24 protein-coding genes are annotated in these 12,686 nt (G+C 69.0%); all 24 read left to right on the plus strand.

Annotated features, from left to right (window positions below):
* The first annotated feature begins 19 nt into the window (after positions 1-19).
* The 24 genes from rplC to ACGFMK_RS05055 all read left to right on the plus strand — a co-directional run bounded on the left by rplC (position 20) and on the right by ACGFMK_RS05055 (position 12,657).
* Positions 20-676, plus strand: coding sequence for a 50S ribosomal protein L3 (gene rplC / locus ACGFMK_RS04940; protein ID WP_086675504.1), 657 nt, complete (start codon positions 20-22; stop codon positions 674-676).
* Entirely contained in the window at positions 673-1,362 is a 690-nt protein-coding gene (rplD, locus tag ACGFMK_RS04945; RefSeq protein WP_323329517.1) for a 50S ribosomal protein L4, read from the plus strand. The genes rplC and rplD overlap by 4 nt, the downstream gene beginning before the upstream one ends.
* The gene (gene rplW, locus ACGFMK_RS04950; RefSeq protein WP_091618496.1) at positions 1,359-1,670 is read left to right on the plus strand and encodes a 50S ribosomal protein L23; all 312 of its coding nucleotides are present in this window, start codon (positions 1,359-1,361) and stop codon (positions 1,668-1,670) included. The genes rplD and rplW overlap by 4 nt, the downstream gene beginning before the upstream one ends.
* Positions 1,671-1,684: 14 nt before the next feature.
* Positions 1,685-2,521 carry a 50S ribosomal protein L2 gene (gene rplB / locus ACGFMK_RS04955; RefSeq protein ID WP_323329518.1) on the plus strand — a complete coding sequence of 279 codons (837 nt, stop codon included), beginning with the start codon at positions 1,685-1,687 and terminating at the stop codon, positions 2,519-2,521.
* 18 nt (positions 2,522-2,539) lie between these two features.
* Positions 2,540-2,821, plus strand: coding sequence for a 30S ribosomal protein S19 (gene rpsS / locus ACGFMK_RS04960; RefSeq protein WP_026468892.1), 282 nt, complete (start codon positions 2,540-2,542; stop codon positions 2,819-2,821).
* Positions 2,822-2,849: 28 nt separating this feature from the next.
* The gene (gene rplV / locus ACGFMK_RS04965; RefSeq protein WP_392758490.1) at positions 2,850-3,266 is read left to right on the plus strand and encodes a 50S ribosomal protein L22; all 417 of its coding nucleotides are present in this window, start codon (positions 2,850-2,852) and stop codon (positions 3,264-3,266) included.
* Positions 3,266-4,087, plus strand: a complete 822-nt coding sequence (rpsC, locus tag ACGFMK_RS04970) for a 30S ribosomal protein S3 (RefSeq protein WP_323329520.1) — start codon at positions 3,266-3,268, stop codon at positions 4,085-4,087. Before rplV ends, rpsC begins: the two co-directional genes overlap by 1 nt.
* A 3-nt stretch (positions 4,088-4,090) precedes the next feature.
* Complete coding sequence (gene rplP, locus ACGFMK_RS04975) at positions 4,091-4,510, plus strand: 50S ribosomal protein L16 (RefSeq protein WP_004558864.1); 420 nt, start codon at positions 4,091-4,093, stop codon at positions 4,508-4,510.
* A complete protein-coding gene (gene rpmC / locus ACGFMK_RS04980) occupies positions 4,510-4,755 on the plus strand; it encodes a 50S ribosomal protein L29 (protein ID WP_323329521.1) in 246 nt (81 codons plus the stop codon). Before rplP ends, rpmC begins: the two co-directional genes overlap by 1 nt.
* Positions 4,752-5,030: a 30S ribosomal protein S17 gene (gene rpsQ, locus ACGFMK_RS04985; RefSeq protein ID WP_013222609.1), complete on the plus strand. Its 279-nt coding sequence runs from the start codon at positions 4,752-4,754 to the stop codon at positions 5,028-5,030. Before rpmC ends, rpsQ begins: the two co-directional genes overlap by 4 nt.
* Before the next feature lie 79 nt (positions 5,031-5,109).
* On the plus strand, positions 5,110-5,478 hold the full coding sequence (gene rplN / locus ACGFMK_RS04990; protein WP_004558867.1) for a 50S ribosomal protein L14: 369 nt from the start codon (positions 5,110-5,112) through the stop codon (positions 5,476-5,478).
* Positions 5,478-5,792 (plus strand): 50S ribosomal protein L24, encoded by a 315-nt coding sequence (gene rplX, locus ACGFMK_RS04995; RefSeq protein ID WP_392758494.1) that lies wholly within the window; start codon positions 5,478-5,480, stop codon positions 5,790-5,792. Before rplN ends, rplX begins: the two co-directional genes overlap by 1 nt.
* Positions 5,792-6,355 (plus strand): 50S ribosomal protein L5, encoded by a 564-nt coding sequence (gene rplE, locus ACGFMK_RS05000; RefSeq protein WP_323329523.1) that lies wholly within the window; start codon positions 5,792-5,794, stop codon positions 6,353-6,355. The genes rplX and rplE overlap by 1 nt, the downstream gene beginning before the upstream one ends.
* A 4-nt stretch (positions 6,356-6,359) precedes the next feature.
* Complete coding sequence (locus tag ACGFMK_RS05005; protein WP_284745392.1) at positions 6,360-6,545, plus strand: type Z 30S ribosomal protein S14; 186 nt, start codon at positions 6,360-6,362, stop codon at positions 6,543-6,545.
* Positions 6,546-6,641: 96 nt separating this feature from the next.
* Positions 6,642-7,040 (plus strand): 30S ribosomal protein S8, encoded by a 399-nt coding sequence (gene rpsH, locus ACGFMK_RS05010; RefSeq protein WP_155548873.1) that lies wholly within the window; start codon positions 6,642-6,644, stop codon positions 7,038-7,040.
* A gap of 16 nt (positions 7,041-7,056) precedes the next feature.
* The gene (gene rplF / locus ACGFMK_RS05015; protein WP_392758497.1) at positions 7,057-7,596 is read left to right on the plus strand and encodes a 50S ribosomal protein L6; all 540 of its coding nucleotides are present in this window, start codon (positions 7,057-7,059) and stop codon (positions 7,594-7,596) included.
* Positions 7,597-7,598: 2 nt separating this feature from the next.
* Positions 7,599-7,997 (plus strand): 50S ribosomal protein L18, encoded by a 399-nt coding sequence (rplR, locus tag ACGFMK_RS05020; RefSeq protein WP_392758499.1) that lies wholly within the window; start codon positions 7,599-7,601, stop codon positions 7,995-7,997.
* A 34-nt stretch (positions 7,998-8,031) separates the two neighbouring features.
* Entirely contained in the window at positions 8,032-8,679 is a 648-nt protein-coding gene (rpsE, locus tag ACGFMK_RS05025; RefSeq protein ID WP_013222614.1) for a 30S ribosomal protein S5, read from the plus strand.
* Position 8,680: 1 nt separating this feature from the next.
* On the plus strand, positions 8,681-8,866 hold the full coding sequence (gene rpmD / locus ACGFMK_RS05030; protein ID WP_005166796.1) for a 50S ribosomal protein L30: 186 nt from the start codon (positions 8,681-8,683) through the stop codon (positions 8,864-8,866).
* Entirely contained in the window at positions 8,863-9,309 is a 447-nt protein-coding gene (rplO, locus tag ACGFMK_RS05035) for a 50S ribosomal protein L15 (protein WP_323329526.1), read from the plus strand. The genes rpmD and rplO overlap by 4 nt, the downstream gene beginning before the upstream one ends.
* A 108-nt stretch (positions 9,310-9,417) precedes the next feature.
* The gene (locus tag ACGFMK_RS05040) at positions 9,418-10,047 is read left to right on the plus strand and encodes a hypothetical protein (protein ID WP_392758502.1); all 630 of its coding nucleotides are present in this window, start codon (positions 9,418-9,420) and stop codon (positions 10,045-10,047) included.
* Between the two features lie 358 nt (positions 10,048-10,405).
* A complete protein-coding gene (locus tag ACGFMK_RS05045; RefSeq protein WP_392758504.1) occupies positions 10,406-11,350 on the plus strand; it encodes a hypothetical protein in 945 nt (314 codons plus the stop codon).
* A gap of 45 nt (positions 11,351-11,395) precedes the next feature.
* Positions 11,396-11,986 (plus strand): hypothetical protein, encoded by a 591-nt coding sequence (locus ACGFMK_RS05050; protein ID WP_392758506.1) that lies wholly within the window; start codon positions 11,396-11,398, stop codon positions 11,984-11,986.
* Positions 11,987-12,027: 41 nt separating this feature from the next.
* Complete coding sequence (locus ACGFMK_RS05055) at positions 12,028-12,657, plus strand: LysE family translocator (RefSeq protein ID WP_392758508.1); 630 nt, start codon at positions 12,028-12,030, stop codon at positions 12,655-12,657.
* Positions 12,658-12,686 lie beyond the last annotated feature (29 nt).

Here is a 12,686-nt window from a genome sequence, read left to right on the forward strand (position 1 = left end):
CGGCGGAGATAAGAGACTCATGTCTGACAGGCAGATGAAGGGCATCCTGGGCACCAAGCTCGGCATGACCCAGGTCTTCGACGAGCAGAACCGGGTTGTCCCGGTCACCGTCGTGAAGGCCGGTCCGAACGTGGTCACCCAGGTTCGGACGCAGGAGAAGGACGGCTACAAGGCCGTGCAGCTGGCGTTCGGCGCGGTCGACCCGCGCAAGGTGAACAAGCCGCGCACCGGCCACTACGACAAGGCGGGCGTGACCCCGCGGCGCTTCCTCGCGGAGCTGCGTACCACCGACGCCGAGACCTACGAGGTCGGCCAGGAGATCACCGCCGAGGTGTTCGCCGCCGGCGTCGAGGTCGACGTGACCGGTACCAGCAAGGGCAAGGGCTACGCCGGTGTCATGAAGCGCCACGGTTTCAAGGGCCAGGGCGCGAGCCACGGTGCCCAGGCCGTGCACCGCAAGCCGGGTTCGATCGGTGGCTGCGCCACCCCCGGCCGCGTCTTCAAGGGCCTGCGCATGGCGGGCCGGATGGGCAACGACCGGGTCACCACGCAGAACCTGACCGTGCACGCCGTGCGTGCCGAGGACGGCCTGCTGCTGATCAAGGGCGCCGTGCCCGGTCCCAAGGGCGGCCTGCTGTTCGTGCGCAGCGCCGCGAAGGGTGGTAACTCCGAATGACAAGCGTCGAGCTGAAGACCCCGGCCGGTAAAGCCGACGGCACCGTGGACCTCCCCGAGGAGATCTTCGACGTGCAGGCCAATGTCGCGCTGATGCACCAGGTGGTGGTGGCCCAGCAGGCCGCCGGCCGCCAGGGCACGCACGACACGAAGACCCGTGGCGAGGTTCGCGGTGGCGGCAAGAAGCCGTACCGCCAGAAGGGCACCGGCCGTGCCCGCCAGGGTTCGACCCGCGCGCCGCAGTTCGTCGGTGGCGGTGTCGTCCACGGCCCCACGCCGCGTGACTACTCCCAGCGCACCCCCAAGAAGATGAAGGCCGCCGCTCTGCGTGGCGCCCTCTCGGACCGGGCTCGCGCCGGCCAGCTGCACGTCGTCACCGAACTGGTGACGGGTGAGAAGCCGTCGACCAAGGCCGCCAAGGCCGCCCTCGCCGCGGTGACGCAGGCGAAGCGCGTGCTCGTGGTGCTGCACCGGGACGACGAGCTCAGCTGGGTTTCCCTGCGGAACCTCGCCGAGGTCCACCTGATCTGGTTCGACCAGCTCAACACCTACGACGTCCTGGTCAACGACGACGTCGTGTTCACCAAGGCCGCTTACGACGGCTTCGTCGCCGGCCCCGCCCGGGGCAAGAGCGCGAAGGCTTCGGCTCGGTCGAGCGAGATTTCGGAAGGGAGTGACGAGCAGTGAGTTCGGTCGCCATTGCCGATCCCCGCGACATCTTGCTCGCGCCGGTGATCTCCGAGAAGTCCTACGGGCTCCTCGAGGACCACAAGTACACGTTCATCGTCCGCCCGGACGCCAACAAGACCCAGATCAAGATCGCGGTCGAGAAGGTGTTCGGCGTCAAGGTGGTCAGCGTCAACACGGCCAACCGGCAGGGCAAGCGGAAGCGGACTCGCGCGGGCTTCGGCAAGCGCAAGGACACGAAGCGCGCCATCGTGACTCTTTCGCCTGAGAGCAAGGCGATCGAGATCTTCGGCGGACCCACCGCGTAAAGGACTGAGCTGACATGGGCATCCGCAAGTACAAGCCGACGACCCCGGGTCGTCGCGGTTCGAGCGTCTCGGACTTCGCCGAGATCACCCGCTCCACGCCGGAGAAGTCGCTGCTTCGTCCGCTGAGCGGTTCGGGCGGTCGCAACTCGTCCGGCAAGATCACCACCCGGCACAAGGGTGGCGGCCACAAGCGTGCGTACCGGCTGATCGACTTCCGCCGGAACGACAAGGACGGCGTTCCCGCCAAGGTCGCGCACATCGAGTACGACCCCAACCGGTCCGCTCGCATCGCGCTACTGCACTACGCCGACGGTGAGAAGCGCTACATCATCGCGCCGGAGAAGCTCCGCCAGGGTGACACGGTCGAGAACGGCCCCCGCGCCGACATCAAGCCGGGTAACAACCTGCCGCTGCGCAACATCCCGGTCGGTACCGTGATCCACGCGATCGAGCTCCGCCCCGGTGGCGGCGCGAAGATGGCGCGGTCCGCGGGCGCGAAGGTGCAGCTCGTCGCCAAGGACGGGCCGTACGCCCAGCTGCGTCTCCCCTCGGGTGAGATCCGCAACGTGGACGTGCGCAACCGCGCCACCATCGGCGAGGTCGGCAACTCCGAGCACGCCAACATCAACTGGGGCAAGGCCGGCCGCAACCGCTGGCGCGGCAAGCGCCCCACGGTCCGTGGTGTCGTCATGAACCCGGTCGACCACCCGCACGGTGGTGGTGAGGGTAAGACCTCCGGTGGTCGCCACCCGGTCAACCCGAACGGTAAGCCCGAGGGTCGTACGCGCCGCCGCAAGGCATCCGACGCGATGATCGTCCGCCGTCGCCGTACCGGCAAGAACAAGCGCTGAGCAGGGAGGTAGAAGAACATGCCACGTAGCCTGAAGAAGGGCCCCTTCGTGGACGACCACCTGCTCAAGAAGGTGGACGTTCTCAACGAGTCGGGCAAGAAGACCGTGATCAAGACCTGGTCGCGTCGTTCCACGATCATCCCGGACTTCCTGGGTCACACGATCGCGGTGCACGACGGCCGCAAGCACGTCCCGGTGTTCGTCACCGAGGCGATGGTGGGTCACAAGCTCGGGGAGTTCGCCCCGACTCGGACCTTCAAGGGTCACATCAAGGACGACCGGAAGTCGCGCCGCCGCTGAGCGGGCACGAGAGATCAAGGAACTAGCGATGAACGCCCAGAACGACGTGGCCGAGGCTCTGCCTGTGGCTTACGCGCGGGCTCGCTTTGTCCGGGACTCGCCTACCAAGGTGCGCCGGGTCATCGAGCTCATCAAGGGACGTAGCGCCGCCGACGCCTTGGCCGTGCTCCGTTTCGCCCCCCAGGCGGCGAGCGAGCCGGTCGCGAAGGTGCTCGCGAGCGCCGTGGCCAACGCCGAGAACAACCTTCAGCTGGACCCGGAGACGCTCTGGGTCAAGAACGCGTACGCCGACGAGGGCCCGACCCTCAAGCGCATCCGCCCGCGGGCCCAGGGGCGCGCGTACCGGATCCGCAAGCGGACCAGCCACATCACCGTCGAGGTGGAGTCGCGTCCGGCCGCCGCCGCGCAGAAGGCTCAGAGCAAGAAGAAGGCAGGTGGCCGGTAGTGGGCCAGAAAATCAACCCGCACGGTTTCCGCCTGGGTATCACCACGGACTGGAAGTCGCGCTGGTACGCCGACAAGCAGTACGCCGAGTACGTGGCCGAGGACGTCAAGATCCGCAAGCTGCTGGCGACGGGCATGGAGCGCGCCGGCATCTCCAAGGTCGAGATCGAGCGCACCCGTGACCGCGTCCGCGTCGACATCCACACCGCCCGGCCGGGCATCGTCATCGGCCGCCGCGGCGCGGAGGCCGACCGGATCCGCGGCGCGCTGGAGAAGCTGACCAAGAAGCAGGTCCAGCTGAACATCCTCGAGGTCAAGAACCCCGAGGCCGACGCCCAGCTGGTCGCCCAGGCGGTCGCGGAGCAGCTCTCCAACCGTGTGGCGTTCCGCCGCGCGATGCGGAAGGCGATCCAGACCTCCATGCGTTCGCCGCAGGTCAAGGGCATTCGCGTGCAGTGCGGCGGTCGTCTCGGCGGTGCCGAGATGTCCCGCTCCGAGCACTACCGCGACGGCCGGGTCCCGCTGCACACGCTGCGCGCCGACATCGACTACGGCTTCTTCGAGGCCAAGACGACGTTCGGTCGCATCGGCGTCAAGGTGTGGATCTACAAGGGTGAGCTCGTCGGTGGCCTGAAGGCCCGCGAAGCCCGTGACGCCGCCGAGCGCGCGCCGCGTCGCGAGCGCAGCGACCGGCCGTCCCGTCCGCGCCGTTCCGGCGCCTCGGGCACGACCGCCACGTCGACCGAAGCCGGTCGCGCCGCCGCTGCCGCCACGACCGAGGCGGCTCCGGCCACCGAGACCGCAGAAAAGACGGAGGGCTGAGACGTGCTCATCCCGCGCAGGGTCAAGCACCGGAAGCAGCACTCCCCGAAGCGCCACGGCGCCGCCAAGGGTGGCACGAAGGTCAGCTTCGGCGAGTACGGCATCCAGGCGCTTGAGCACAGCTACGTGACGAACCGGCAGATCGAGTCCGCTCGTATCGCCATGACCCGTCACATCAAGCGTGGTGGCAAGGTGTGGACGACCATCTACCCGGACCGCCCGCTGACCAAGAAGCCGGCCGAGACCCGCATGGGTTCCGGTAAGGGTTCGCCCGAGTGGTGGATCGCCAACGTGAAGCCGGGCCGCGTGATGTTCGAGATCTCGTTCCCGAACGAGGAGACCGCCCGTGAGGCGCTCCGTCGCGCGATCCACAAGCTGCCCATGAAGTGCCGCATCGTGACCCGTGAAGGTGGTGAGTTCTGATGGCGAACGCTGGTGCTGTGGCATCGGAGCTGCGTGAGCTCACCGCGGAAGAGCTCGTCCTGCGTCTGAAGGAATACAAGGAGGAGCTCTTCAACCTCCGCTTCCAGATGGCGACCGGGCAGCTCGACAACAACCGCCGTCTGCGCACCGTCCGCACGGACATCGCGCGGATCTACACGGTCATGCGCGAGCGCGAACTCGGCCTGTCCGTTGCCCCCGACGCCGAGAGTGAAGGTGCCGCATGAGCGAGCCCACCACCGAGACGCCGGCCCGGAACGACCGCAAGGTCCGCGAGGGCTACGTGGTCTCGGACAAGATGAACAAGACGATCGTGGTCGAGCTCGAGGACCGCAAGAAGCACCCCCGTTACTCGAAGGTCGTCCGCAGCACCACCAAGGTCAAGGTGCACGACGAGAACAACGAGGCGGGCGTGGGCGACCGGGTCACCCTGATGGAGACCCGCCCGCTGTCGGCAACGAAGCGGTGGCGCCTGGTGCAGATCGTGGAGAAGGCCAAGTAAGCAGGGCTCTCCCAAGAGTCCTTAGTTCCGCAAGGCTCGCTCGTCGGGGCGAGAACCGGCGCGACATACAGGAGTTGACGTGATCCAGCAGGAGTCGCGGCTTCGGGTAGCCGACAACACGGGTGCGAAGGAAATTCTCTGCATCCGCGTTCTCGGTGGCTCCGGGCGGCGCTACGCCGGCATCGGCGACATCATCGTCGCCACCGTGAAGGACGCCATCCCGGCTGCCGGGGTGAAGAAGGGCGATGTCGTCAAGGCCGTCATCGTCCGCACGGTGAAGGAGCGTCGTCGTCCGGACGGTTCCTACATCCGGTTCGACGAGAACGCCGCCGTGCTCATCAAGAACGACAACGAGCCCCGGGGCACCCGCATCTTCGGCCCGGTGGGCCGCGAGCTGCGCGACCGAAAGTTCATGAAGATCATTTCGCTCGCGCCGGAGGTGCTGTGATGAAGGTGAAGAAGGGCGACACGGTCGTCGTCATCGCCGGCAAGGACAAGGGCGCCAAGGGCAAGGTCATCATGGCCTACCCCGAGCGCGACCGCGTCCTGGTCGAGGGTGTGAACCGGATCAAGAAGCACACGCGGATCAGCCAGACCCAGCGCGGTGCGCAGTCCGGCGGCATCGTCACGCAGGAGGCGCCCATCCACGTCTCGAACGTGATGGTCGTCGACTCGGACGGCAAGCCGTCGCGGGTGGGTTACCGCATCGGCGAGGACGGCAAGAAGGTCCGGATCTCGCGCCGGAACGGTAAGGACATCTGATGACCACCGCAGAGAAGGTCGCGCCGCGCCTCAAGGTGCGCTACCGCGAAGAGATCAAGGGACAGCTGCAGGCGGAGTTCTCCTTCGTCAACGTCCACCAGATCCCGGGTGTCGTGAAGGTCGTCGTGAACATGGGTGTCGGTGACGCCGCTCGCGACAGCAAGCTGATCGAGGGTGCGGTCAAGGACCTCTCCCTGATCACCGGCCAGAAGCCCGAGGTCCGGAAGGCCCGCAAGTCCATCGCGCAGTTCAAGCTGCGTGAGGGTCAGCCGATCGGCGCGCGCGTCACGCTGCGCGGCGACCGCATGTGGGAGTTCCTCGACCGGCTGCTGACCATCGCGCTGCCGCGTATCCGCGACTTCCGCGGGCTTTCGCCGAAGCAGTTCGACGGCCACGGCAACTACACGTTCGGTCTCAACGAGCAGTCGATGTTCCACGAGATCGACCCCGACTCCATCGACCGCCCGCGCGGTATGGACGTCACCGTCGTCACGACCGCCACGAACGACGACGAGGGCCGGGCGCTGCTGCGCAAGCTCGGCTTCCCGTTCAAGGAGAACTGAGCCGATGGCCAAGAAAGCACTGGTCCACAAGGCCGCGAAGAAGCCGAAGTTCGCCGTCCGCGGCTACACCCGCTGCCAGCGGTGCGGCCGCCCGCACGCGGTGTTCCGCAAGTTCGGGCTCTGCCGGATCTGCCTTCGCGAGATGGCGCACGCGGGCGAGCTGCCCGGGGTCCGCAAGTCCAGCTGGTAGAAGCGTTTCTTTATCTTTAACTCCCACTTCGCCACAGGCCCCGCCGCCCGCACTCCGGGCGGCGGGGAACCAGGCGAGAAAGGTTGACAGGTCACCATGACGATGACCGACCCGATCGCAGACTTCTTGACCCGTCTGCGTAACGCGAACTCGGCGTACCACGACGAGGTCGTGCTTCCCCACTCGAAGCTCAAGGCGAACATCGCGGAGATCCTCAAGCGCGAGGGTTACATCGCGAGCTACCGCGACGAGCCGGGCGAGAAGCACAAGAACCTGATCGTCGAGCTCAAGTACGGCCCCAACCGTGAGCGCAGCATCGCCGGCCTCCGGCGCGTGTCCAAGCCCGGCCTGCGGGTCTACGCAAAATCGACCGAACTGCCGTCCGTTCTCGGTGGCCTCGGCGTCGCGATCATCTCGACGTCCTCGGGGCTGCAGACGGACCGTCAGGCCAAGCGCAACAGCGTGGGCGGCGAAGTCCTCGCCTACGTCTGGTAAGGAAGGGGGCACAGACATGTCACGCATCGGAAAGCTGCCGGTCGCCGTCCCCTCCGGGGTCGAGGTGACCATCAACGGTCAGCACATCAGCGTCAAGGGCCCCAAGGGGACCCTGGAGCACACCATCGCCGAGCCGATCACGGTCGAGCGCGACGAGGACGGCACCCTGCTGGTCAAGCGCCCGGACGACGAGCGCAACAGCAAGGCCATGCACGGCCTCACCCGCACGCTCGTGAACAACCTCGTCGTCGGCGTCACCGCCGGCTACGAGAAGAAGCTCGAGATCCACGGTGTCGGTTACCGTGTGCAGGCCAAGGGCTCGGACCTCGAGTTCGCCCTCGGTTTCTCGCACCCGGTGAAGATCGAGGCCCCCGAGGGCATCACCTTCAAGGTGGAGACCCCGACCCGGTTCTCGGTCTCCGGCATCGACAAGCAGAAGGTCGGCCAGATCTCGGCCGTCATCCGCAAGCTGCGGCGCCCGGACCCGTACAAGGGCAAGGGCCTGCGCTACGAGGGTGAGAAGATCCGCCGCAAGGTCGGAAAGACGGGTAAGTGATCATGAGCGACACGACTACGAAGCGCAAGCCGGTGGGCAAGGACATCTCGACCCGCCGCCGCGTTGCGAAGACCCGTCGGCACTTCCGGCTCCGCAAGAAGGTCTCGGGCACCGAACAGCGTCCGCGCCTGGTCGTCAAGCGGTCTTCGCGGCACATCGCCGTGCAGGTCATCGACGACCTGGCCGGTCACACGCTGGCGTCGGCGTCCACCCTCGAGGCGGACCTGCGGACGTTCGACGGCGACAAGAAGGCCAAGGCCGCCAAGGTCGGGGCGCTCGTCGCCGAGCGGGCCAAGAACGCCGGGATCTCGGCTGTGGTGTTCGACCGTGGGGGCAACGCCTACCACGGCCGCATCGCCGCGCTCGCCGACGCCGCCCGTGAGGCGGGGTTGGAGTTCTGACGATGCAGAAGCTTGTTAACGGAAGGAATGCCTGATGCCGGGACGTACACGGCAATTCGGCGGCGGACAGGGCGGACCCGGCGGGCAGGGCGGCAACGACCGCAATGAACGTCGCGGTGGCGGCCGGGACCGGCGCGACAGCGGCCGTGGCGGGGCCGGCCAGGACAAGACCCCGCACCTCGAGAAGGTCGTGACGATCAACCGCGTCGCCAAGGTCGTCAAGGGTGGTCGTCGCTTCAGCTTCACCGCCCTCGTCGTCGTCGGTGACGGTGACGGTCAGGTCGGCGTCGGCTACGGCAAGGCCAAGGAAGTTCCCGCGGCGATCGCCAAGGGCGTGGAGGAAGCGAAGAAGAACTTCTTCCGCGTTCCCCGCGTCGGCGGCACCATCCCCCACCCGATCACGGGTGAGGAAGCCGCTGGTGTGGTCCTGCTCCGTCCGGCTTCCGCCGGTACCGGCGTCATCGCCGGTGGCCCGGTGCGCGCCGTGCTGGAGTGCGCGGGCGTCCACGACGTGCTGTCGAAGTCGCTCGGCTCCGACAACGCGATCAACATCGTGCACGCGACCGTGGCGGCTCTGAAGGGTCTGCAGCGTCCCGAAGAGGTCGCGGCCCGCCGCGGTCTCCCGCTCGAGGACGTCGCTCCGGCCCGGATGCTGCGCCAGCGCGCGGGCCAGGGGGTCTGACATGACTCAGCTCAAGGTCACCCAGGTCAAGAGCAAGATCGGCACGAAGCACGCTCACCGCGAGTCGCTGCGCACCCTCGGGCTGCGCAAGATCCGCCAGAGCGTCGTGCGTGAAGACACCCCCCAGGTGCGCGGCCTGATCCACACCGTCCGCCACCTGGTGGAGGTCGAGGAGGTCAAGGCATGACGGCCATCAAGATCCACCACCTGCGCCCGGCTCCGGGCTCGAAGCGCGAGAAGATGCGCGTCGGTCGTGGTGAAGGCTCGAAGGGCAAGACGGCCGGTCGCGGCACCAAGGGCACCAAGGCCCGGAAGAACGTGCCCGCCGGCTTCGAGGGTGGGCAGATGCCCATCCACATGCGGCTCCCGAAGCTTCGCGGCTTCAAGAACCGCTTCCGCACCGAGTACCAGCCGGTGAACGTGGGCGACATCGCCCGCGTCTTCCCGGACGGTGGCACGGTCGGCGCCGAGGAGCTCGTCGCCAAGGGCCTCGTCCGCAAGGGCAAGCTCGTCAAGGTGCTCGGCAACGGTGACGTCAACGGCGTCAAGCTCAACGTGACCGCCGACGGTTTCTCCGGCTCCGCCAAGGAGAAGCTCGAAGCGGCCGGTGGCTCCGCCACCACCAACTGAGCTGTACCTCGTTCGAAGGCCCGCCTGGTTCGCCAGGCGGGCCTTCGGCGTTCCCGGGTCCGGCGGGCTGTCCTTGCCCGCCGGGTGTTTCGCCTGGAAGATCCCGGTGTGGACACCCTTCCCTCACCACCCGCCCCGGCGCCGCGGCGGGCGTTTCTCGCCCCGGGGCTGTACGCGCTGGCTGCTGTGCTCATGGCCGGCGGCCTGGTCCTGCCGCTCTTCCGAGCTGTCCACACCCTGTCCCAGGTGCAGGCCGGCGCCCTGGCCGTCATCACGACGTCGGCGTGGAGCACCAGCTTCCAGGTGACCACCGACGAGTCCCTCGACCGGCCCGGCGCGCCCTTCGGCGTCCCGATCATCGTCACGATGGTCCTGCTGGTCGCCGCGGCGGGCCTGCTGATCGCCCGCCGGCGCCCGGGAGCGTGGCTGGGGCAGCTGGGCACGGTCTTCGCCGCCGGAGTCGTCCTCACCATCGAGATGTACGGCCTGGGTCAGGGGGCGAGCGAGCAGTTCGACCGCGTCGACCTCACCACCGAGCTCGGCATGTGGCTGCTCATCGGCGGCACGCTGGTGGCCGCGGCCGCGGCGGTGGTCGCCCACCGCACGGGCGCGACTCACACCGAGAACTGGGCCGATCCGGCGGTGGCGTACGCCGACACGGAAACCCCGCCGTCCGGGTTCGCCGTGCCGGGCGAAGTCACGATCACGGTCGTGCCACCGGACCGGCCAGCCCGCTGAACCGGAGTTTCTTGCCGATAGCGGAATCCGCGCGGAAGATCACAGGGTGGACGAACCGTCGAAGGAGCCGAACCCGCCGGCCGAGCCCAAGCGGCCGGCGACCGGGGAGTCCGCCGGGGCAGGGACCGGAGGCGCTCGGCAGGCGTTCCCGGCGGAGGCGCCCCAGCCTGCGGTGGAGCCCGATGTGCGGCCGGGGGATGCTTCGCCGGCGTTTCCGGTGGAGCCGCCGGGGTCCACGGCGGCTGAGTCCGCGCAGGTAGAACCCGGCGTCGCGCAACCGAGGGATGCTCTGCTGGCGTTTCCGGTGGAGGCTCCGCGGCCCACAGCGGGGGAGCCCTTCGCGCCGGTGGAGTCCGACGTGGCGCGGCCGGAAAGCGGCTTGCCGTCGTTCCCGGGGGAGTCGCCGCAGCCCACGGCGGAGGAGCTTTTCGCCCCGGTGGAGCCCGACGTGGCGCGGCCGGAGGATGGGCTGCTGGCGTTCCAGACCGAGCCGTCGCGGCCCGCGCCACCGTCACCCACCACACAGCCGCCGCGGTCCGATGGCGATCGGACCCCGCCCACCGAGCCGGTTCCGGTCGCGATCCTGCCCGGCATGCCCGTCACCCCTTCGCGACTCGCTCCGGCCGAGCCCCAGCAGCCGATCGCGGCGGCCCAGGAACCGGTCGCCGGACCGCCGCGGGCCCTGGTGCCCGTCCTCGTGGCCTTCGGGGCTCTCCTCGTGCTGGGGGCGTGCTTCCTGCCGTTGTTCCGGATCGAGCAGCACCTCACCCCCCAGCAGACCTTCTTCACCCCCAAGCTGATCTTCACCGAGACCGCCTGGAGCAGCCAGGTCTCCGCGCAGGGGAACGAGACGGTCGAGCAGGCCGCCGCGCCCGTCGGGATTCCGCTGGTGATCGCCGTCATCGTGCTGGGGGCCGCGGCGATCTTCGGCTTCTCCCGGTGGGGACGGCTCGGGCACCGGCTCGCCGTGATCGGGGCGAGCTTCGCCGCCGGGACCACCCTCACCATCGGGATGATCGGCTACGGCTGGACGTCCGGCCTCGGCGACCAGAGCCTCGACGTCAGCCTCGGCCTGGGTCTGTGGTCCGTGATCGCGGGGGTCGTGGTGGTCGTCGTGGCGGTGGTGCTCGGCTACCTGCCGGCCCGGGCGCCGGACGACTGGTCCGATCCCGCCCTGGCCTACGCGGACACCCCCACCCCACCGGCCGGGTTCGCGTTGCCGACGGTCGAAGACGCCGACGGCGTCGCCATCACGGTCCTCCCACCGGAACCGCCCGAACCCCCGGAACCACCCGTCCGCTGATCCGGAATCCTTGCCGCGGCCGGAATCCGCCGGGAGGATCACCAGGTGGACGAATCGTCGCAGGACCCGGCCCCGTCCGTCGCCGAACCCACGCCACCGCGGCGGGTTCGCGAGTTCGTTCCCGTCCTCCTGGTCACGCTGGCCTCCGTGGCGACACTCGCGTCCGGGTTCCTGCCGCTCTTCCGCACCGAGCAGACCTCGGGCGACGGCCACGGCAACCAAGACGTGCTGCGCTACACCCAGGACGGCTGGACGACCGTCTTCGGCGACGTGGGCAGCCAGCCGTCCGAGCCGCTCGGGGTCGCGCTGCTCGCGGCCGCCGCGGCCCTGCTGGCCACCCTCGTCCTCGTGATCCGCCAGGTCGTGCTCGGCCGGGTGAGCGCGGTCGCGCGGGGCCTGACGCTCGGCGCCACGACCTTTCTGGCCGGCGTGGTCCTCACGACGGTGATGGCGTGCATCCCGGTGCCCGTGGAGCGGCACCTCATCCGGCTCGAGGCGAGCCCGGCGGCCGGGATGTGGCTGCTCTTCATCGCGGTCGCGGCCGCCGCGGCGGCCACGGTGCTGGGCCACCTGGCGTCGCCGGACCCCGGCGCCGCGCACGCGGACACCCCCGTCCCGGCGGAGGAACGTGGATAACCGCTCGCGGCCGCCGTTACCTTGAACATGGAGGTGGTTCCGTGTCCTGGGTGCTGGTCTTCTTCGGCGCGTCGGTCCTCATCGCCCTTACGCCAGGGGCGAACAACCTGCTCGGCCTGCACCACGGCATGACGCACGGTGTTCGCCGCGGGCTCGCCGGACTGGTGGGCCGGCTGGTCGCGTTCACGCTGATGATCACGGCCGTGGCGGCCGGGCTGGGGCAGCTGCTCGCCGCGTCGGAGACGGCGCTGACGATCATCAAGTGGGCCGGTGCGGCCTACCTGCTCTACCTCGGGCTGCGGGTCCTGTGGTCCACGATCCGCCGCGGCGACGACGCCGAGCCCGTCGAAACCACGGCCGTGCCGCTGTCCGCGTGGCGGGTCGCGCGCAAGGAGTTCGGCGTCGCGATCACGAACCCCAAGGCGATCCTCATCTTCACGGCGTTCGTCCCGCAGTTCATCGACCCAGCTCACGGGCCCTTTCCGGCGCAGATCGCGCTGCTCGGCGCGGTCTACCTGCTGGCCGAGTTCCTCGCCGGTTCGGCCTACGTCGGCGCCGGCGCGGCCGTGAAGTCGATCAAGCTTTCGCGGCGGGCCCGGCGCACCGTGGACCGCGGGACCGGGGTGGTCCTGGTCGGCCTCGCGGGTGTCCTCGCGACGTCGAACGCCTGACCCCGCGGTGCTCGGATCCGCCATGATCA

Origin of the sequence: Amycolatopsis sp. NPDC049252 (assembly GCF_043197175.1) — a bacterium.
In the GTDB taxonomy this organism is placed as follows: Bacteria; Actinomycetota; Actinomycetes; order Mycobacteriales; family Pseudonocardiaceae; genus Amycolatopsis.

Coding starts and splice junctions, on each gene's coding strand:
- rplC (WP_086675504.1), top strand. CDS start 20: ATGTCTGACAGGCAGATGAAGGGCATCCTGGGCACCAAGCTCGGCATG.
- rplD (WP_323329517.1), top strand. CDS start 673: ATGACAAGCGTCGAGCTGAAGACCCCGGCCGGTAAAGCCGACGGCACC.
- rplB (WP_323329518.1), top strand. CDS start 1,685: ATGGGCATCCGCAAGTACAAGCCGACGACCCCGGGTCGTCGCGGTTCG.
- rpsS (WP_026468892.1), top strand. CDS start 2,540: ATGCCACGTAGCCTGAAGAAGGGCCCCTTCGTGGACGACCACCTGCTC.
- rplV (WP_392758490.1), top strand. CDS start 2,850: ATGAACGCCCAGAACGACGTGGCCGAGGCTCTGCCTGTGGCTTACGCG.
- rpmC (WP_323329521.1), top strand. CDS start 4,510: ATGGCGAACGCTGGTGCTGTGGCATCGGAGCTGCGTGAGCTCACCGCG.
- rpsQ (WP_013222609.1), top strand. CDS start 4,752: ATGAGCGAGCCCACCACCGAGACGCCGGCCCGGAACGACCGCAAGGTC.
- rplX (WP_392758494.1), top strand. CDS start 5,478: ATGAAGGTGAAGAAGGGCGACACGGTCGTCGTCATCGCCGGCAAGGAC.
- rplE (WP_323329523.1), top strand. CDS start 5,792: ATGACCACCGCAGAGAAGGTCGCGCCGCGCCTCAAGGTGCGCTACCGC.
- ACGFMK_RS05005 (WP_284745392.1), top strand. CDS start 6,360: ATGGCCAAGAAAGCACTGGTCCACAAGGCCGCGAAGAAGCCGAAGTTC.
- rpsH (WP_155548873.1), top strand. CDS start 6,642: ATGACGATGACCGACCCGATCGCAGACTTCTTGACCCGTCTGCGTAAC.
- rplF (WP_392758497.1), top strand. CDS start 7,057: ATGTCACGCATCGGAAAGCTGCCGGTCGCCGTCCCCTCCGGGGTCGAG.
- rplR (WP_392758499.1), top strand. CDS start 7,599: ATGAGCGACACGACTACGAAGCGCAAGCCGGTGGGCAAGGACATCTCG.
- rpsE (WP_013222614.1), top strand. CDS start 8,032: ATGCCGGGACGTACACGGCAATTCGGCGGCGGACAGGGCGGACCCGGC.
- rpmD (WP_005166796.1), top strand. CDS start 8,681: ATGACTCAGCTCAAGGTCACCCAGGTCAAGAGCAAGATCGGCACGAAG.
- rplO (WP_323329526.1), top strand. CDS start 8,863: ATGACGGCCATCAAGATCCACCACCTGCGCCCGGCTCCGGGCTCGAAG.